Source organism: Sphingomonas oryzagri (assembly GCF_029906645.1).
In the GTDB taxonomy this organism is placed as follows: domain Bacteria; phylum Pseudomonadota; class Alphaproteobacteria; order Sphingomonadales; family Sphingomonadaceae; genus Solisphingomonas; species Solisphingomonas oryzagri.
On the sequence record NZ_JARYGZ010000001.1, the window covers coordinates 1,894,225 to 1,913,080 of the forward strand.

Here is an 18,856-nt window from a genome sequence, read left to right on the forward strand (position 1 = left end):
GGCTTCAGGTGAAGAGGCTGACGATCAGCCAGAGGTTCGCGGCTGAAATGATCGCGAACAGTGCCCATGCCCCGGCGACCGCCGGAGCGCCCGCCGCCAGCTCGCCCATGATCCCCCTGTCCGACGCGGATCGGATCAACGGCCAGATGGCGAAGGGCAGTTGCAGCGAGAGCAGGATCTGGCTCAGCACCAGCATCGGGCCGACACCGCCGTCGCCGAACCACAGCACGCCGGCCAGCGCGGGGATGATGGCGATGGTGCGCGTGATCACGCGGCGCTGCCAGCAGGGGATCTTGAGCTTCAGGAAGCCTTCCAGCACCACCTGCCCCGCGATCGTGCCGGTGAAGGTGCTGCTCTGGCCCGATGCGAACAGCGCGATGCCGAAGAACAGGGCGGCCGCCTTGGCGCCGGTGATCGGCGAGAGCAGGCGATAGGCCTCGTCGATCCCGGTCACGCCGTGGTGCCCGTTGGCATGGAAGGCGCCGGCCGCAAGCGTGAGGATCGCCGCGTTCACCAGCATGGCGAGCAGCAACGAAACGGCAGAATCGAGATTGGCGATGCGGATCGCCTTGCGCAGCCCATCGCGCCCGCCATCGACCCGACGTGTCTGCACGATGCTCGAATGGAGATAGAGATTGTGCGGCATCACCGTCGCGCCGACGATACCGATCGCCACCGCCAGCGCACCGGGCTGGGAAAGGCGGCCGAGATCGGGAACGAGACCGGCGGCGAGCGCGTGGCCGTCCGGCGGCACGATGATCAGCTCGATCAGGAAGCAGAGCGCGATGGTGGCGACCAGCGCGCCGACGATCGCCTCGACCTGCCGGAAGCCGCGTCCTTTCAGCCCCACGACCAGCAGCATGTCGAAGGCGGTGAGCAGGATGCCTGCCCACAAAGGCAGGCCGAGCAGCAGCTTGATCGCCAGCGCCCCACCCAGCACCTCAGCGACGTCGGTGGCGAGGATCGCGATCTCCGCCATCATCCAGAGCGCGAGATTGGGAAGCCGGCCGTAGCGGCGGCGACAGGCCTGCGCCAGATCGAGGCCGGACGCCATGCCGAGCCTGAGCGCCAGCGATTGCAGCAGGATCGCGGCGAGGCTCGCTGCCACGACAACGAACAGCAGATCGAAGCCATAGCCCGACCCGGCGGCGATGTCGGTTGCCCAATTGCCCGGATCCATATAGCCGACCGCGACCAGCAGCCCCGGCCCCACGAACCGCGCGAGGCGTGTGCCGAGCGGCGCGCCCCGCGGCACCGCGATGCTCCCCTCCACCTCGGATGGGCAGAAGGGTGCAGTCGCGGTTTCAGGAAGTTTCAGCCCCAGCACGCTTGCCATCCAGCCGATCTAGCGGCGCGACGGTGGCGATCAAAGGGGCTGGCTTCGATCACGATGATCGGGGGTCTACGGCTATTCTGTCGAAGGCCCCTCCCCCGCCAGGGGAAGGTGGCGCCCGCAGGGCGTCGGAGGGGGAGGACGGCGATGTCGCCCGCCGTTGGAACTCCGCAGCCTGCCCCCTCCGTCACGCTTCGCGTGCCACCTCCCCCTGGCGGGGGAGGATGACCTACGCGCGCGCGCCGCCGACGACGCCCACCGAATTGTGACGCAGCGCCTTTAGCACCGTGTCGACGATGCCGTCCGCATCGAGGCCCGCCTCGGCGTACTGTTTCTCGGGCTTGTCCTGCGCCTGGAAGACATCCGGCAGGCGCAGCGTGCGGATCTTGAGGCCGGCATCGGTCAGCCCCTCGTCCGAGGCCAGCGTCAGCACGTGCGCGCCGAGGCCGCCGACGGCGCCCTCCTCGATCGTCACCACCACCTCGTGCGTGGCGCACAGCTTGCGGATCAGTGCCTGATCGAGCGGCTTGGCGAAGCGCAGATCGGCGACGGTCGCCGACAGCCCCTGCGCATCGAGCCGGTCCGCGGCCTTGAGCGCCTCCTCCAGCCGGGTGCCGAGCGACAGGATCGCGACCTTCTTGCCCTCGCGCACGATGCGGCCCTTGCCGATCTCCAGCTTCTGCGGGGTCTCGGGCAGCGCCACGCCGGTGCCATTGCCGCGCGGGTAGCGCAGCGCGATCGGGCCGTCGTCGTACGTCGCGGCGGTGTGGACCATGTGGACCAGTTCGGCCTCGTCGGCCGCCGCCATCACCACCATGTTCGGCAATGTCGCCAGATAGGTCACATCGAACGAACCCGCATGGGTCGAGCCATCGGCACCCACGAGACCAGCACGATCAATCGCGAAGCGGACCGGCAGGTTCTGGATCGCGACGTCATGCACCACCTGATCGTAGGCGCGCTGCAGGAAGGTGGAATAGATCGCGCAGAACGGCCGCATCCCCTGCGCAGCGAGACCCGCCGCGAAGGTGACGGCATGCTGCTCGGCAATGCCGACGTCGAAGGTGCGATGCGGAAACTTCTGCTGGAACTTGTCGAGCCCGGTGCCGCCCGGCATCGCCGCGGTGATCGCCACGATCGTCGGATCGCGCTCCGCCTCGGCGGTCAGCGCCTTGGCGAACACGCCGGTGTAGCTCGGCGGGCCGGCTGGTGCCTTGGCCTGCTCGCCGGTGACGACGTCGAACTTCTGGACGCCGTGATACTTGTCCGCCGCCTGCTCGGCCGGCGCATAGCCGTGGCCTTTCTTGGTGACGACGTGGATCAGTACCGGGCCGTCCTTCGCGTCGCGGACGTTCTCCAGCACCGGGATCAGGTGATCGAGATTGTGACCGTCGATCGGGCCGACATAATAGAAGCCGAGTTCCTCGAAGAGCGTGCCGCCCATCGTCATGCCACGGGCGAACTCGTCGGTCTTGCGCGCGGCCTCGGCGAGCGGACGCGGCAGCTTGTTGGCGAACTTCTTGGCAAGGTCGCGCAGATTGAGGAACGGCGCCGACGACACGATCCGCGCCAGATAGGCCGAAAGCCCGCCCACCGGCGGCGCGATCGACATGTCGTTGTCGTTGAGGATGACGACCAGACGGTTACCCGCCTGCTCGGCGTTGTTCATTGCCTCATAGGCCATACCGGCGGACATCGAACCGTCGCCGATCACGGCGATGGCCTTGCCCGGCTTGTTCGCGAGCTTGTTCGCCACGGCGAAGCCCAGCGCCGCCGAGATCGAGGTCGACGAGTGCGCCGCGCCGAACGGATCATATTCGCTCTCGGCGCGCTGGGTGAAACCCGAGAGGCCGCCGCCCTGGCGCAGCGTGCGGATGCGATCACGCCGGCCGGTGATGATCTTGTGCGGATAGCATTGGTGCCCCACGTCCCAGATCAGCTTGTCGTCGGGCGTATTGAACACATAATGGATCGCGGTGGTCAGCTCGACCACGCCGAGGCCGGAGCCGAGATGGCCGCCGGTCACGCCGACCGCCGAGATCATCTCCGCGCGCAATTCGTCGGCAAGCTGGCGGAGCTGTTCCGGCTTCAGCTTGCGCAGATCGGCGGGGATGCTGACGGTATCCAGAAGGGGGGTAACGGGGCGTTCGGACACTGAAATCTCCTTGGACCGCGCTGCTTACGCCAAGCCATTCGCCCTGTCGAACGGTGAACAAGTCTTAATGTTCTGGCAGACTGTATTGCGCGGGTTTCCGGCAAAAATCGGGCAGGTTTGTCAGGAAAGCGTGGCTTTTGCAGCACAATCGGTGCAGCGCCCGTGCACTTCGATCACCGGCCGTTCGGGCACGAAGCCCGCCTTCTCCGCCGCCTCGCGCACCTTGGCCGCCACCGCGTCGTCGTCGACATGGGTCGCCTGCCCGCAATTGTCGCACACGAGGAAGATGCAATCGTGCCGGCAACCCGGATGCGGATTGGCGATATAGGCGTTGGCGCTCTCGATCCGCTGGGCGAGGTTCGACGTCACGAACAGGTCGAGGATGCGATAGACGCTGTTCGCTGCAATTCGCCGCCCCTGCGCCGCCGAAAGCTGTTCGGTGATGTCGTAGGCGGAGGCCGGCTTCTCGAAACGACTCAGGATGTCGAAGACGGCGGAGCGGAGCTGCGTCCACTGCTCGCCGCGCGACTCCAGCTCGGCCTGCGCGGCTTCGGCGAGCGCGGCGCCGTGATGATGCGCGTGTGCGTGTCTGGTGGCGGTGGCCATGCCGCCAAATTAGGCGTGGTGGTGGCTTCCGGCAAGGTGGCGGCGCGCGTTCAGCCGGTGCGCGACGGCGAGCAGCGCGACGCCTGCCATGGTCGAGAGGATTTCAGGCAGCCCCTCCGCGCGGATCAACCCGATCGCCATCAGCGCCAGCCCGGCGATCCCGATCAGCAGCGGCCGCCCGTCGCGGTGCGCGGCGTACCCCCGGCCCAGCGCGATGGCGCCGATCGCGATGGCGAGCGCGAAACCGATCTCGTGCCAGGCAGGATTGGCGAGCGCCGCCCCCGCAGAGGCCAGGGTCGCCGCGAGCAGCACCGTTGCCACGCAATGAATCAGGCACAGGCTCGAAAGCCCGATCGCAATCCGGTCAAGCCGGTCGTTGGTCCGCTCGCGCGGAGACTCGGGGGGAAGGGTCGCCATCGCCGGCGCATATGGCACCGCATCATCGATGATACAATATCACATTTGCAGGAAATCCGGTCGCACCGAGCCTGCCGGAGTGCCGCCCTTTCCTCTCGGTGCGATGGCGAAGAAGGGCAGAGCTTCGACAGGCTCGGCCCGAACGGTGTTTTGGTGGTTGGCGCCGCGCCTTGCCCCACGCTACATCGCCTCGCAATGTCCGAAACCCTCGCCTCTCCGCCGACACTCCGCCTGCCGGGCCGCCCCGCGGCCCCGCGCCCTGCCCCCCGCGCATTCGGCGCCTGGCTGCTCGTCGTGGCCGCGATGGTGTTGGCGATCGTGATCGTCGGCGGCATCACCCGGCTCACCGAAAGCGGCCTGTCGATCGTGGAGTGGGATCCCATAGTCGGCGCAATCCCGCCCCTGACCCACGCTCAGTGGCAGGCAGCGTTCGACGGCTACAAGGCAATCCCCCAATATAAGGCATTCAACCAGGGCATGACGCTGGAGGGGTTCCAGCACATCTTCTTCTGGGAATATCTCCATCGCCTGATCGCGCGCGGCATCGGCACCGTGCTGCTGATCGTGCTGGCGGTGTTCTGGTGGCGCCGCGCGATCCCGAAAGGCTATGGCTGGCGCGCGGTGGCAATCTTCGCGCTGGGCGGACTGCAGGGCGTGGTCGGCTGGTGGATGGTCTATTCCGGCCTCCAGTTCCGCACCGAGGTGAGCCACATCCGCCTCGCCGTCCACCTGCTGACCGCTTTGCTCATCTATTCCTACCTGATCTGGACGGCGCTCGATCTGTTCGCACTCGCCCGAGGCCCCGCGTCGAAGCCCGCCCGGTTGGTACCGCTGGCGGCGGCGGCGATCCTGATCCTCGCGCTGCAGATCATGCTCGGCGCCTTCACCGCCGGCCTGCGCGCCGGCTACGCCTTCGCCGAGTGGCCGAAGATGATGGGCGACGAGTGGTTCCCGGCGGGCGGCTGGAACACCGGCTGGTCGACCTTCCGCAACCTCGTCGATAATCCGGTCGCTGTGCAATTCGCCCATCGCTGGTGGGCCTGGGTCGCGCTCGTCGCGGTGGTGACCGTCGCACGGTTTGCGAAACAGGTGGGCAATAGCCGCGCGGCGATCGCCATCGTCGTCGTCGTCGTCGCGCAAATCCTGCTCGGCATCGCGACGCTGCTGAGCGGCGTCCGCATCGAGGTGGCGGTGGCGCATCAGGCGGTGGCGACCATCCTGCTCGGCACGCTGATCTGGGGCTGCCACGCGATCGGCGAGGCCGAAACCACCGCTCGCTAAGCCATTTCGGCGATAGGGTATTTAGATACCTTTCAAGAAACGCCCGCCATTCCTTGACTTTCGAGGGGCGAATCGTCATTGGGGCCGCCGTGGCGCGATCCGGCGACGGGTCGCGCGCTTTGTTTATATCAACCGGAGATTGGGGCCATGAAGGCGCTCATGAAAACCACGAAGGTGGCGACGCCCGCCACCATCGAGAAGAAGTGGCTTCTCATCGATGCCGAGGGCCTGGTCGTCGGCCGCCTCGCCTCGATCGTCGCCAACATCCTGCGCGGGAAGCACAAGCCGAGCTTCACCCCGTTCATGGATTGCGGTGACAACGTCATCATCATCAACGCCGGCAAGGTCCGTTTCACGGGCAAGAAGCTGGCCGACAAGATCTACTACAAGCACACCGGCTATGCCGGCGGCCTGAAGGAGATCACCGCGGGCAAGGTGCTCGAGGGCCGCTTCCCCGAGCGCGTGCTCGAAAAGGCCGTGGAGCGCATGATCCCGCGCGGTCCGCTGGGCCGCCAGCAGATGCGCAACCTGCGCATCTTCGCCGGTGCCGAGCATGACCACACCGCGCAGAACCCCGAAGTCCTCGACGTCGCGTCGATGAACCGCAAGAACAAGGTGGGCGCCTGATGTCCGACAATCGCCAGTCCCTTTCCGATCTCGCCGGCCTGACCGGCGGTGAGGCCCCGGCCGCCGTGTCCGGCGCCGCTTCGGCGCCGCTCGGCGAGACCGTCTCGGCCGCCCCGCTGCGCGAGAAGCAGGTCGACGCGCAGGGCCGCTCCTACGCCACCGGCCGCCGCAAGGACGCGGTCGCCCGCGTGTGGCTGAAGCCCGGCACCGGCAAGATCACGGTCAATGGCCGCGATCAGGAGATCTACTTCGCGCGCCCCACGCTGCGCCTCGTGATCAACCAGCCGTTCGGCGTCGCCGGCCGCGAGGGCCAGTATGACGTGATCGCCACCGTGAAGGGCGGCGGTCTCTCGGGCCAGGCCGGTGCGGTGAAGCACGGTATCGCCCAGGCGCTGACCCGCTTCGAGCCGATCCTGCGCACCCCGGTGAAGCAGGCCGGCTTCCTCACGCGCGACAGCCGCGCGGTGGAGCGCAAGAAGTACGGCAAGGCGAAGGCCCGCCGCAGCTTCCAGTTCTCGAAGCGCTAAGCGTTTCGCCAGAACGGCCTTACGAAAGGGCGGTCCCGGTATGCCGGGGCCGCCCTTTTGCTATGGGGTGCGGACTGTCTTTACCAAGGCACCGTTACGCCAAAGCGATCGAGATATTGCAGGCCGGGCATGCGGCGCTTGGCGATCATCAGGTCGGCAAGCAAAGGCACCGTCTCCTCCATCGTGAACGGTGCGTCCGGCCCGCCGAGATCGGTACGGATCCAGCCGGGTGCGAGCAGCAGCATCGCGCGTGGCGCATCCGCCTCGCGCGCCGCGAAGCTGCGCATGAACATGTTGAGCGCCGCCTTGCTGCCGCGATAGACCTCGCGCAGCCCCCGCTCGTTGTTAGCGATGCTTCCCTGTCCCGACGACATCGCGCCGATCAGGCCGTCCGCCGGCACGAGATCCTGCAGAGCCTCGATCACCCGCATCGGGCTGAGCGCGTTGGTGATCATCACGCGCACGAACTCGTCGGTCGAGACGGTGCCGATATGGACATGCTCGTCATGCGTCGTTGTACCGGCGTTGACGAACAGCATGTCGAGCGCCTCGCCCGCCAGCCGGCTACGCAGCGCCGCAATCTGGCCCGGCTCGTTGATGTCGAGGGTTTCAAGCCGCACTCGCCCGTCCTGGGTGTCGGCAAGATCATGGAGCGGCGTACGGCGATCGTCGCGCACGGTGCCGATGACGCGCCAGCCACGGTTGACGAATTCGGCAGCCAGGGCATGACCGAGGCCACGCGAGGCGCCCGCGATCAGGATGGTGCCGGCGGCGGATAGGGAGGCGTTTTCAGGCATCGCCCCCAAACACTTGATCCCGTCGACCGTTCCGGACCGCTAACCGCTTTTCAACTCCTCTGCGTTATCGCCAGGATCGAAGGGCCTGCATCGGCCGGTTTCGGAGCCCATCATGCTCAAACTCTGCGCCAGCATCTGCTGCCTGATGGGCGCCACGGTGATCCTGTATATCGTCGGATCGGGCGGCGCCGGACAGACCGGCGGCTCCGCGCCCGAATGGGTCTATGCGCATTATTAAGCCGACGCGCGCTCCCGCGTCGCGCTGAAGCGCACCTTGGGCGCGCGCTCCGCCACATAATTCACCTCCCACGCATCGCGCGCCAGGAAAACCGGCGCACCGTCGCGGTCCTCGGCCATGGCACCGCCACGGCCTTCCATGAACGCCTTGAGATCGGCGGGATCGTCGGCGGAAAGCCAGCGCGCGGTCTCGAACGGCGCCGGCTCGAACTCGGCGGCGACGTTATATTCGGCCTGCAGGCGCGAAATCAGCACCTCGAGTTGGAGCTGGCCGACCACGCCCACGATCCACTGCGATCCGACCAGCGGCTTGAACAGCTGGGTCACCCCCTCCTCGGCCATGTCGGTGAGCGCGGTACGCAGCTGCTTGGTCTTGGTGGGATCGAGAAGGCGAATACGGCGCAGGATTTCGGGGGCGAAGTTCGGAATCCCCGTGAAGGTGATCGCCTCGCCCTCGGTCAGCGTGTCGCCGACACGCAGCACGCCGTGGTTGGGGATGCCGATGATGTCGCCGGGCAGCGCCGTCTCGGCCAGTTCGCGATCCTGCGCGAAGAAGAAGATCGGCGAGTTGATCGCGATCGTCTTGCCGGTCTGCACCTGCTTCAACTTCATCCCGCGCTTGAACTTGCCTGAGCAAACCCTGAGAAACGCGATACGATCGCGATGCTGCGGGTTCATGTTCGCCTGCACCTTGAAGATGAAACCCGAGACGTTGCCCTCGTCCGGTGTGATCGGGCGGGGCAAGGCGGGCTGCTGGCGCGGCGGCGGGGCGTAATCGCCGATCGCGGTGATCAGTGCATCCACGCCATATTCGCGCAGCGCGGAGCCGAAGAAGACCGGCGTCTGGTCGCCGTGGCGATAGGCGGCAAGATCGAACTCACCATATCCGCCCAACGCCAGTTCCGCCTCCTCGCGCAGCCGCGCGGCGCCTTCGGGCGACACCAGCGTCTCAAGGCGCGGATCGTCGAGGCCAGTCAGCTGCTCGTCGGCTTTATCCGGCCGCGACAGCGTGTTGCGCTGGAAATCGTAGAGGCCTTCGTAGATGCCGCCCATGCCGATCGGCCAGTTCATCGGCGTCACGTCCAGCGCCAGCTTGTCGGCCACCTCGTCAAGCAGCACGAAGGGATCGAGGCCCTCGCGATCCACCTTGTTGATGAAGGTCGCGATCGGCACCGAACGCAGGCGGCACACCTCGAACAGCTTGCGGGTCTGCGCCTCGATGCCCTTGGCGGCGTCGATCACCATCACCGCCGAGTCCACCGCGGTCAGCGTGCGGTAAGTGTCCTCCGAGAAATCCTCGTGGCCCGGCGTGTCGAGCAGGTTGAAGGTGAGCAGGTCGCCCGAGGAACTCGGCCGCTCGAAGGTCATCACGCTCGACGTGACGGAGATGCCGCGCTGCTGCTCGATCTTCATCCAGTCCGATCGGGCACGGCGGTTGTTGCCGCGCGCGCGGACCTCGCCGGCCTGGTGGATCGCGCCGCCCGCAAGCAACAGCTTCTCGGTCAGCGTGGTCTTGCCCGCGTCCGGGTGGGAAATGATCGCGAAGGTGCGGCGGCTCAGGTGAGGATTCATGCGCGCGCATGTAGCGTATCGGCCCGCAAAAGCGAGGGGCGCTATTGCGGATCGGGCTTCCGGCGGTTGGGCAGGTCGTTCGGATGTGCCTTCGCCCAGTCCTTCGCGAGATCGTTGAGCGATCGCGGCTTGTAGACCTGTATTCCCGAATTGGCGGGCTGGCCGAGCGTTCCGAACTGCGAGGTCGGCGCCTTGGCCGGTGCAGAACCCAGTCGGGTACCGACCCTTTGCGCCCCGTTGCTACCGTTGTTGCTGTGATCCGCGAACAGGTTGTTGTGCGCGTCTTCCACCGGCTGCGCCAGCAAGGGGGCGGGCAACGCGGCACCCAGCGCCATGGCGGTCAGCATCCCTCGCATCGGCACCTCCGATCTTCGATCCGGATCCTTCTAGCCCAGTTATTCACTGCACGGCGAGCCTGTTGTTGGAACGATCGCGGTCGGGCAGCTTGTGATCGGGATCGAGCGTTGCCGCGACGACCCGCTTGCCCGGCGCGATCGTGATGTCGCTCGCCGTCTGCCGTATCCATGTCTCGGCCGGCAGACGGATGTCCTCGTGACTGCCGTCGGCATAATCGACCCGCAACGTCACCGGCATCACCATCGGATCGCGATTTTCCACCGTCACGAGCGTGCCGCCATTCGCGGCCGGCGCGATCTTCGTCACCGCCACGTCGTAAGTCGAGTTGGTGAGGTACCAGCCGCGCCACCACCAGCTCAGATCCTCGCCCGTCTCGCTCTCCATGAAGCGGAAGAAGTCGGAGGGCTTGGGATGCTTGAACGCCCAGAGCGCGATGAAGCGGCGGAATGCGGGATCGAAGCGATCCGGCCCGAGGATCTGCTCGCGCAGCAGCACGAGGCCGAGCGCCGATTTGAAATAGGTCACCGGGTGGCGATACTTCTCGATCACCGTGTCGGCGCGGCTGAGGATCGGCGGCGCGTTGGGGTCGGCGAGGATGGGCAGGATCTCGTCCACCGGATTGCCGCCGCCGGGCGCGAACTCGCTGTCGCGCTTGGGCGCGAACTCGCCGCGGTTGAAATCCTCGCTCTCGAAGATGTCGATGAAGGTGTTGAAGCCTTCGTCCATCCAGGCGTCGCGCCGCTCGTCGAAGCCGACGATCATCGGGAACCAGCTGTGCCCGATCTCGTGCGCGGTGATCCAGAAGAGCGGCTTGTCCTTGTCGGTGATGCCGTCGAACACGATGCCCGGATATTCCATGCCCGATGCCGGCCCGGCGATGTTGATCGCCGCCGGCCACGGATAGGAATACCAGCGCCTCGACATGTTCTCGACCGTATCCTTCACATACTGGGTCGAGCGATCCCACGCCTGGGTTCCGGCGCTCTCGGCCGGATAATAGGACATGGCGAGCGAGGTCTTGCCGTTGGGCAGGTTGATCCGCGCGGCATCCCAGGCGAAGGCGTCGGACGCGGAGAAGGCGACGTCGCGCGTGTTCTCCATACGGTAATGCCAGGTCTTCGTGCCGATAGCGGCGCGCTCGCGCCCGATTTCCGTCGGCGCGACGATCTTCACGGTCTTGTCCGAAGCGGCCGCCTGCGCCAGCCTGCTCCGTTCGCGGGCGGTCAGCACCTCGTCCGGATTCTGCAACGCGCCCGATCCGGCGACGATCATGGTCGACGGCACCGTCACCCAATAATCGAAGTCGCCATATTCCAGGTAGAATTCCTGCGCGAGATACGGGAGCGTGTCCCACCCCCGCACGTCGTCATAGACGGCCATGCGCGGATACCACTGGGCGAGATCGTAAATCTCTCCGCCCTTCACCGGCCCCCACGCCATGCGCCCGCCGAACGCGGTGGGAATAGTGAAGCGATAGCGGACATGCACGGTCACCTGCCCGCCCTTCGCTGCCAGCGGCGCGGGCAGACGGATCTGCAGGCGGGTGTCGCTCTCGACGGTCTGCACGGCGACGCGCTTGCCGCCCTGCTCGATCTCGACCGCCTCGATCGTGTAGCCGTCGGTCGATCCCGATCCCTTGCGCGGCGCGGCGCCATCGGCGGCATGGCTGCGCGAATAGGGGCGGTACATGTTCTGATCGAGCTGGAGCCAGAGCACGTCGAGCATATCGGGCGAGTTGTTGGTGTAGTGGATCGCCTCGTCGCCCGAGAGCGCGTGCGCCTTCGTGTCAAGCGTGGCGTGGATCTGATAGTCGGCGCGGTTCTGCCACCATTGCGGCCCCGGCTGACCGCTGCCCGAACGGACCGGGTTGATCGGCCCCGGCAGGTTCAGCGGCGCGAACGTGGTGCGCGGATCGTAGCCCGCCGCCTGAGCCGCACCCGACGCCAGCAACGCCACCCCGATCCACAATCCAGCCCGCATCTACGCCTCCGCCACATAACGGTACGTTCGTGCAACAAGTTGGCACGGGATGCGAGCGGGAATGTCAGCCGAGGCAGTAGATGATCGCCTCGATCGCGCGGCGCGTTTCGTCGATCGAGCCGACCGCGATCGTATCGACGCCGGCCTTGTCGGGCACGGAATAATCGTTGCCGCCGGGATAAACGGCATCGCCCATGAAGATCATCTCGGCCTTGGCGATGCCGGATTCCTTCGCCAGCCGCTCGATACCGTAAGCCTTGTCGACGCCCTTGCGGGTGACATCGATCGAGGTTGATCCGCCGATATTGACCGAGAGATCGGGCAGTTCCTTCTGCGCGGCCTTTTGCATCGCCTCGCGCTTCTTCCGGTCCGGATCCCAGGCCTTCTTGGCATCGAGCGGCGCCTGCTGCCCGCAGCCGGAAAAGGTGATCTGGCTGCCGCGATCCTCGATCTGCGGCCCCCACGTCTTCTCGCCCCGGAAACCTGCGGCATCCACCGCCTTGTCGAGCGCATCGAGGATGTGGCGCTTCTCCTCGGCCGAAAAGTCCTCGCGATACACCGCCTTCCAGTGACCATCCGTGCAGCGATAGAGCTTGGTGCCCGTGGTCGGCATGATCCAGAGCTTCTCGCGTAGCGCCTTGCGGGGCAGGCGCCCGACCACCTGCTTTTCGAACTGCGGCCAGTCGCCGCCCGAAATCACGCAGACGTGCGCGACTTCGGTCAACCGCGCGAGTAGACCTGCCATGTCGTCATCCAGCGGCGCCTTGCTCTCTGCCAGCGTTCCGTCGAGATCGAATGCCACGAGCTTCTTCATGCCCTGCACGACTCCCGAAACGCCGGATCGATCCGGCTTGACCTGTGGCTCGTGCATCCCAGATAGAAGCGCCGCGTTTCCACACTGAAACAAGCCCCTTGCGCACGCCACCGAAATGCTGTTCGGCGCGCGGCACGGCCATTGTCATAAACTCGTAACGGAGAGTCCCGATCCGCCAGGTTGCCGCCCTTCCCTATCGCGTCGAAAGCGACGGCTCGATCCGCGTGATGTTGATCACCAGCCGCGAGACCCAGCGCTGGGTGGTCCCGAAGGGCAATCCGATCAAGGGCCTGCGCGCGCACGAAGCGGCGGCGCAGGAAGCGTTCGAGGAAGCGGGGATCGAAGGCATCCCATGCCCCGCGCTGATCGGCCAGTATCGCTACACCAAAAGGCGCAAGAACGGCATCAACCGGGCCGTCGATGTCGACGTCTTCCCGCTGTCGGTGACAGGCCAAGCCGACGAATGGCCCGAGCAGGACGAGCGGATCTGCAACTGGTTCACGCTCGCCAACGCCGCCAATGCGGTGGACGAGCCGGAGCTGAAAGGCATTATCGCCAGCTTCCGGGAGCCGCCGCCGACACCCGGCATCGTCGATCGTATGCCCGTAATCCGCGAAACCGCTGGAAGGAAATTCCCCTTGCTAGGATGGTTCCAAAAACTGCTGCCGTCCGAGGGCCGCTTCTTCGAGTTGTTCGAGGCGCATACCGCAACGCTGGTCGCCGGCGCCGACTCGCTCGCCCGGATGCTGCAGGGCGGGCCGGAACTGGAAACGCACATCCGCGAGATCGTAACGCAGGAGCAGAATGCGGACGATATCGCGCGCGAGGTGCTGCAGGACGTCCGCCGCACCTACGTCACCCCGTTCGATCGTTCGGCGATCACCGGGCTGATCGGCGTGATGGACGACGCGATCGACCAGATGAACCAGACCGCCAAGGCGGTGCAGCTGTTCGAGGTGCATGAATTCGCGCCGCAGATGCGTGACATGGCCGGTATCATCGTCGAGGCGGCGCGGGTGACCGAGGAGGCGATCCCGCTGCTCCGCTCACTCGCCAACAACGCCGGACGGCTGCACACGCTGACCGGCCGCTTGATCGAGCTGGAGGGTCACGCCGACGAGATCCACGACCAAGGCCTCAAGGCGCTATTCAAGGCCAGCAAGGACCGGCCGATGGACTTCGTGGTCGGTCAGGAAATCTATGCCCATCTCGAAAAGATCACCGATCGCTTCGAGGATGTGGCGAACGAGATCCAGGGTCTCGTGATCGATCACGCCTGATCCGATGGGCCACATCGCCTTTCCCCTGCTGGTCGGCCTGATCGGCATCGCGCTGCTGTTCGACTGGCTGAACGGCCTGCACGACGCCGCCAACTCGATAGCGACCGTGGTTTCCACGCGGGTTCTCAAACCGCATTATGCCGTCGCTTGGGCAGCCTTCTTCAACTTCATCGCCTTCCTGTTCTTCGGCACGCACGTCGCCTCGACGGTCGGCAAGGGAATCGTGGACGCCCACATCATCGATGCCGGCGTGATCTTCGGCGCGCTGATGGGCGCCATCGTATGGAATGTGCTGACCTGGGTGCTGGGCATTCCATCGTCTTCCAGCCACGCGCTGGTCGGCGGACTGATCGGTGCGGGCACCGCCAAGGCGGGCCTCTCCGCGATCGTATGGGACGGGGTGATCAAGACCGCGCTCGCCATCGTGCTGTCGCCCGCGCTGGGCCTGATCCTCGCGCTCGTGCTGGTACTGGCACTGGCATGGACCTCGATCCGTTCGACGCCGCTCCAGGTCGATCGCCGCTTTCGCAAGCTCCAGCTCGTCTCGGCCTCGCTCTATTCGCTGGGCCACGGCGGCAACGACGCGCAGAAGACGATGGGGATCATCGCGGTGCTGCTCTATTCGCAGGGAATGCTGGGCGGCGCGTTCCACGTCCCGCTCTGGGTGGTACTTTCCTGTCAGGCAGCGATGGGGCTGGGCACGCTGATGGGCGGATGGAAGATCGTCCACACGATGGGCTCCAAGATTACGCGCCTCACCCCGCCGCAGGGCTTCTGCGCGGAAACGGGCGGCGCGCTCACCCTGTTCGGCTTCACCTGGCTGGGCATCCCGATCTCGACCACGCACACGATCACCGGCGCGATCGTTGGCGTCGGCGCCTCCCGCCGGATGTCGGCGGTGCGCTGGAACGTCGCATCCAGCATCGTGGTGGCGTGGGTGGTGACGATCCCGGCCGCCGCGATCGTTGGCGCGCTCTTCTACGAGCTGACGCGGCTGTTCTGATCACCGCGAAAGCGCCTATATCGGGCGCATGGCCGATCTCTTTGCCGATACCGTTCCCGAAGCCGCCGTGCCGGCCGAGGCTGCCCCGCTGGCCGACCGGCTGCGCCCGCGCACGCTCTCCGAGGTAGTCGGCCAGGAGCATCTGACCGGCCCCGAAGGCGCGATCGGGCGGATGGTGGCGGCCGGCCGCCTCTCCTCGATGATCCTGTGGGGGCCGCCCGGCACCGGCAAGACCACCACCGCGCGGCTGCTGGCGGACGCAGTGGAGCTGCGCTTCGTGGCGATCTCGGCGGTGTTCTCGGGCGTAGCGGAACTGAAGAAGGTGTTCGCCGAGGCCCGCGACCATGCCCGCACCGGCACGCGCACCCTGCTCTTCGTGGACGAGATCCACCGCTTCAACCGCGCGCAGCAGGACGGCTTCCTGCCGTATGTGGAGGACGGCACTGTCATCCTCGTCGGCGCGACGACGGAGAATCCGAGCTTCGAGCTGAACGCCGCGCTTCTCTCCCGCAGCCAGGTGCTGATTCTCAACCGCCTGGGTTCGGGCGCGCTCGGCGAACTGCTCAACCGCGCCGAGCAGATCGAGGACCGCCCGCTCCCCATCACGGCAGAAGCCCGCGACGCGCTGATCGCTTCGGCCGACGGTGACGGCCGTTTCCTGCTCAACCAGGCCGAGACGCTCTTCTCGATCGAGGTGGAAGCACCGCTCGATCCGCAGGCGCTCGCGGCTCTGCTCCACCGCCGCATGGCGGTCTACGACAAGGATCGCGAGGGCCATTACAATTTGATCTCCGCGCTTCACAAGGCGGTGCGCGGCTCCGATCCGCAGGCGGCGCTCTATTATCTCGCGCGGATGCTGGAGGGGGGCGAGCAGCCTTTGTTTCTCGCGCGGCGACTGGTGCGGATGGCGATCGAGGACATCGGGCTGGCCGATCCGCAGGCGCTGGTCCAGTGCATCGCCGCCAAGGATTGCTACGACTTCCTCGGCTCGCCCGAAGGCGAACTGGCGCTGGCGCAGGCGTGCCTCTACGTCGCCACCGCGCCCAAATCGAATGCCGGCTACAAGGCTTACGGCGCGGCGCGGCGGGCTGCGAAGGAGACCGGCTCGCTGATGCCGCCCAAGAATATCCTCAACGCACCAACCAAGCTGATGAAGCAGGTCGGCTACGGCACCGGCTATCAGTACGACCACGATGCCGAGGATGCCTTCTCCGGCGACAATTACTGGCCCGAGGAGATGGCGCCGCAGACCTTCTACTCCCCCGCCCCGCGCGGCTTCGAGGCCAAGATTCAGGAGCGGCTGGCCTATTGGGACAGACTGCGCAAGGAACGGCAGGGATGACGTGGGAGGAGGTCGTCGCGCACGCGCTGGCACTGCCCGGCGCCGAGCTGACGACCTATTATGGCGGCCCGGCGGTGAAGGCGAACGGCCATCCGCTCGTCACGCCGGGGCGCGAGGATGGCAGCTTCTGCCTCCACATCGATCAGGACACCAAGGCGATCCTTATCGAGACCGATCCCGACACCTTCTGGCAGACGGCGCATTACGAAGGCTGGCCCTCGGTGCTCGTCCGTTACGACAGCCCCGATCCGGAACGCGTGCTGGCGATGATCGAGGCCTCGCGCGACTGGGCGATGCGCCGCAAGCCAGCCCGCCCGCGCAAGGCATGAGGCATTTCGGGCGCTTCGCTTGCATCGACTGGTCCGGCGCTGCGGGAGCCTTCCAGCCGGGCATCGCGATTGCCATGTGCGAACGCGAGGGGTCTCCGGCGCTCGTCCATCCGAGAGGCCGCCACTGGTCGCGCGAGGAGGTACTGGGCTGGCTGACAGAGCAAGGCGACTCCCTGATCGGCTTCGATTTCTCGGCCTCGCTGCCCTTCGCCGATGCCGGCGCCTATTTCCCCGGCTGGAGCGAAAGCCCGCCGGATGCCCGCGCGCTCTGGGCGCTGGTCGATCGCATCGCGGGCGACGAACCCCATCTCGGCGCCAACCGCTTCGTCGATCATCCGGAGGCGTCGCGCCACTTCCGCCGCCATGGCGGGCGAACCGGGGATCGCTTCGGCTCGGGCACCGGCCGGATGCGCATGATCGAGGCGGCGGCGAAGGCGTTCGGCGTGGCACCGGCCTCCAGCTTCAACCTCGTCGGCGCGTCCCAAGTTGGCAAGGCAAGCCTGACCGCGATGCGGATGCTGCATCGGCTCTCACGCCGCATACCGGTCTGGCCGTTCGACCCGGTACCGGAAAACGGCCCCGTGATCGTCGAGATCTACACCAGCCTCGCCGCGCGCGCCGCCGGCGTGCCGAAGGGCCGTTCCAAGTTGCGGAGCGCCGATGCGCTCGATGTGGCGCTGGCCGCGCTCGGCAGTCCGCCGCACGCGCCGCTGCCCCGCTACGACGACCATATCACCGACGCGCTGATCGGCGCCGCCTGGCTCCGCCGCGCGGCCGATAACCCGGCGCTGTGGCGCCCCGCCGCGCTCACCCAGACACTGGCGCAAACCGAAGGCTGGACGTTCGGCCTTTCCTGACGCAAAGAGCGCCAGCATTCGATCTTGGGCCGGCTTAGCACAGCGGTAGTGCAGCGGTTTTGTAAACCCCGGAACATATCTCGCTCCATCTTCGATTTGTGGCAGAAATCCGCCATTTTCTCAAGCGTCATCGGACGCAAACCGCTGCTCACGTGCCGGCTTTTGTGCCACCGACGATTTTGCCGCCTTCGCCTGCTCAGGTGTGAGGAAGGCGAGGTATCGCTCCGTCGTCGAAATGCTGCCGTGGCCCATCTCGCCCTGCAGATCGTAGATGCTTCCGCGCCGATCCCGCAGGTATTCGACCGCGAACAGGTGCCGCATCCCATGGTGGCTGAACGGCTCGAATTCCATGTTCCGCTGTGCCGCCCAACGTGCCGCCGTCACCATGTAGCGAGTAGTGCGCGTGGACACGTCCTTGATCGGCTCGCCCTCGCCCCGCCAGAACACCAGCGGCTTGCCGATATAGCGCGGCTGGCGGTCGATGATCGTCACGGCCTTGGCGGTGAGCGGCAGGGTCCGAACCTTGCTGCCCTTGCCCTTGATCGTGATCGTCCGGCCCGCGCGATCGATAGAGGTATGGCGAAGCGTCGTCGTCTCCTCCAGCCGCAAGCCGGTCTCGCGCGTGAATTCGAACATGTCCCACATGCGCGAAGTGATCCTCCGGCTCATGATGGCTATGGAGGCCTCGGTCGGCAGGACGATCGGCACGAACTTCTCGGCCGCAACCCGGCGAAGGTTGATACTCTCGATCGGGTTCTCTCCGATCCAGCCTTCATCGGCGCAGTGGTTCAGCACCGACGACAGGGCGGTCATATCGCGGCGGATCGTGGCGTTCTTCACGCCGCCCCTGCGCCGGGCCTTGATGATGTCGCGGACCATCTCAGGCGTGATTTCGTGGACGTTCTTGTCGTCGAGCCATGCGCGGAGCTGGATCAGGCTGGAGACGTAGCGGTTGAAGGTGCGTTCGCTGCCAAAGCTGACATTCTCGTTCCAGCTTACCACTGCCGATTGCCAGGACGTTGGTCCCGCAATCTTGAAGAGGGCCTTGTCCTCCACCTCTTCGCGCCGGATCTTCAACCGACGCTCCGCGACCTTCTCAGAACGAGTTCGTAGGCTTTCGCGGTACTCGACACCGCCGACCTTGAAACGCGCCCAGAAGATGCCGTTGCGGAGATAGAGGTTTTTCGACATGCCATATTCCTGTTGATCCGCGTCGCCCATGCGCGAAGATCGGCCACCACGAACAGCCAGCGGCCGGCCGGCTTGGATGCGCCGGGGATCGACGGCGCAAGGTCCTGCAGCGTGCGCTTCGTGATGCCTGTGATCAAGGCCGCCTGTGCGA

At 66.2% G+C, this 18,856-nt stretch carries 19 protein-coding genes; 9 read left to right on the forward strand and 10 right to left on the reverse strand.

What is annotated here, in order from left to right; all coding sequences use genetic code 11:
• Positions 1 to 4: 4 nt before the first annotated feature.
• From QGN17_RS09175 to QGN17_RS09190, 4 genes are all read right to left on the reverse strand, one after another.
• Entirely contained in the window at positions 5 to 1,336 is a 1,332-nt protein-coding gene (locus QGN17_RS09175) for an Nramp family divalent metal transporter (RefSeq protein WP_281044173.1), read from the reverse strand.
• A 226-nt stretch (positions 1,337 to 1,562) separates the two neighbouring features.
• Complete coding sequence (gene dxs / locus QGN17_RS09180; protein ID WP_281044174.1) at positions 1,563 to 3,488, reverse strand: 1-deoxy-D-xylulose-5-phosphate synthase; 1,926 nt, start codon at positions 3,486 to 3,488, stop codon at positions 1,563 to 1,565.
• Positions 3,489 to 3,608: 120 nt separating this feature from the next.
• Positions 3,609 to 4,094 carry a Fur family transcriptional regulator gene (locus tag QGN17_RS09185; RefSeq protein ID WP_281044175.1) on the reverse strand — a complete coding sequence of 162 codons (486 nt, stop codon included), beginning with the start codon at positions 4,092 to 4,094 and terminating at the stop codon, positions 3,609 to 3,611.
• A gap of 9 nt (positions 4,095 to 4,103) precedes the next feature.
• Positions 4,104 to 4,511: a MerC domain-containing protein gene (locus QGN17_RS09190; RefSeq protein ID WP_281044176.1), complete on the reverse strand. Its 408-nt coding sequence runs from the start codon at positions 4,509 to 4,511 to the stop codon at positions 4,104 to 4,106.
• A 195-nt stretch (positions 4,512 to 4,706) separates the two neighbouring features.
• On the opposite strand from QGN17_RS09190, the gene QGN17_RS09195 reads away from it, so the two are divergent.
• The 3 genes from QGN17_RS09195 to rpsI all read left to right on the forward strand — a co-directional run bounded on the left by QGN17_RS09195 (position 4,707) and on the right by rpsI (position 6,946).
• A complete protein-coding gene (locus QGN17_RS09195) occupies positions 4,707 to 5,792 on the forward strand; it encodes a COX15/CtaA family protein (RefSeq protein WP_281044177.1) in 1,086 nt (361 codons plus the stop codon).
• Between the two features lie 147 nt (positions 5,793 to 5,939).
• Positions 5,940 to 6,419, forward strand: a complete 480-nt coding sequence (gene rplM / locus QGN17_RS09200) for a 50S ribosomal protein L13 (protein WP_022689104.1) — start codon at positions 5,940 to 5,942, stop codon at positions 6,417 to 6,419.
• Complete coding sequence (rpsI, locus tag QGN17_RS09205; RefSeq protein WP_022689105.1) at positions 6,419 to 6,946, forward strand: 30S ribosomal protein S9; 528 nt, start codon at positions 6,419 to 6,421, stop codon at positions 6,944 to 6,946. The genes rplM and rpsI overlap by 1 nt, the downstream gene beginning before the upstream one ends.
• An 80-nt stretch (positions 6,947 to 7,026) precedes the next feature.
• On the opposite strand, the gene QGN17_RS09210 is transcribed toward rpsI, so the two are convergent.
• Complete coding sequence (locus tag QGN17_RS09210) at positions 7,027 to 7,743, reverse strand: SDR family oxidoreductase (RefSeq protein ID WP_281044178.1); 717 nt, start codon at positions 7,741 to 7,743, stop codon at positions 7,027 to 7,029.
• A gap of 112 nt (positions 7,744 to 7,855) precedes the next feature.
• On the opposite strand from QGN17_RS09210, the gene QGN17_RS09215 reads away from it, so the two are divergent.
• Entirely contained in the window at positions 7,856 to 7,981 is a 126-nt protein-coding gene (locus tag QGN17_RS09215) for a hypothetical protein (protein WP_281044179.1), read from the forward strand.
• Here the strand turns inward: QGN17_RS09215 and QGN17_RS09220 are convergent.
• The 4 genes from QGN17_RS09220 to QGN17_RS09235 form a co-directional block, all read right to left on the reverse strand.
• A complete protein-coding gene (locus QGN17_RS09220; RefSeq protein ID WP_281044181.1) occupies positions 7,978 to 9,552 on the reverse strand; it encodes a peptide chain release factor 3 in 1,575 nt (524 codons plus the stop codon). The two genes, QGN17_RS09215 and QGN17_RS09220, sit on opposite strands and share 4 nt — an antisense overlap.
• 41 nt (positions 9,553 to 9,593) lie before the next feature.
• A complete protein-coding gene (locus QGN17_RS09225) occupies positions 9,594 to 9,908 on the reverse strand; it encodes a hypothetical protein (RefSeq protein WP_281044182.1) in 315 nt (104 codons plus the stop codon).
• A 43-nt stretch (positions 9,909 to 9,951) separates the two neighbouring features.
• Positions 9,952 to 11,889: a M1 family metallopeptidase gene (locus QGN17_RS09230; protein ID WP_281044183.1), complete on the reverse strand. Its 1,938-nt coding sequence runs from the start codon at positions 11,887 to 11,889 to the stop codon at positions 9,952 to 9,954.
• Between the two features lie 64 nt (positions 11,890 to 11,953).
• Positions 11,954 to 12,703, reverse strand: coding sequence for an HAD-IIB family hydrolase (locus QGN17_RS09235; RefSeq protein WP_281044184.1), 750 nt, complete (start codon positions 12,701 to 12,703; stop codon positions 11,954 to 11,956).
• Positions 12,704 to 12,873: 170 nt separating this feature from the next.
• Here QGN17_RS09235 and QGN17_RS09240 point away from each other — a divergent pair, with 170 nt between their 5' ends.
• From QGN17_RS09240 to QGN17_RS09260, 5 genes are read left to right on the forward strand one after another with little or no spacing between them, the layout of a single operon-like run.
• On the forward strand, positions 12,874 to 13,983 hold the full coding sequence (locus QGN17_RS09240) for a DUF47 family protein (RefSeq protein ID WP_281045190.1): 1,110 nt from the start codon (positions 12,874 to 12,876) through the stop codon (positions 13,981 to 13,983).
• A gap of 4 nt (positions 13,984 to 13,987) precedes the next feature.
• Positions 13,988 to 14,986, forward strand: a complete 999-nt coding sequence (locus QGN17_RS09245) for an inorganic phosphate transporter (RefSeq protein ID WP_281044185.1) — start codon at positions 13,988 to 13,990, stop codon at positions 14,984 to 14,986.
• 28 nt (positions 14,987 to 15,014) lie between these two features.
• Positions 15,015 to 16,328: a replication-associated recombination protein A gene (locus QGN17_RS09250; RefSeq protein WP_281044186.1), complete on the forward strand. Its 1,314-nt coding sequence runs from the start codon at positions 15,015 to 15,017 to the stop codon at positions 16,326 to 16,328.
• Positions 16,325 to 16,657, forward strand: a complete 333-nt coding sequence (locus QGN17_RS09255) for an MmcQ/YjbR family DNA-binding protein (RefSeq protein ID WP_281044187.1) — start codon at positions 16,325 to 16,327, stop codon at positions 16,655 to 16,657. Before QGN17_RS09250 ends, QGN17_RS09255 begins: the two co-directional genes overlap by 4 nt.
• On the forward strand, positions 16,654 to 17,514 hold the full coding sequence (locus QGN17_RS09260) for a hypothetical protein (RefSeq protein ID WP_281044188.1): 861 nt from the start codon (positions 16,654 to 16,656) through the stop codon (positions 17,512 to 17,514). Before QGN17_RS09255 ends, QGN17_RS09260 begins: the two co-directional genes overlap by 4 nt.
• A gap of 120 nt (positions 17,515 to 17,634) precedes the next feature.
• Here QGN17_RS09260 and QGN17_RS09265 read toward each other — a convergent pair whose 3' ends face one another.
• Positions 17,635 to 18,735 (reverse strand): site-specific integrase, encoded by a 1,101-nt coding sequence (locus tag QGN17_RS09265; RefSeq protein WP_281044189.1) that lies wholly within the window; start codon positions 18,733 to 18,735, stop codon positions 17,635 to 17,637.
• Positions 18,736 to 18,856 lie beyond the last annotated feature (121 nt).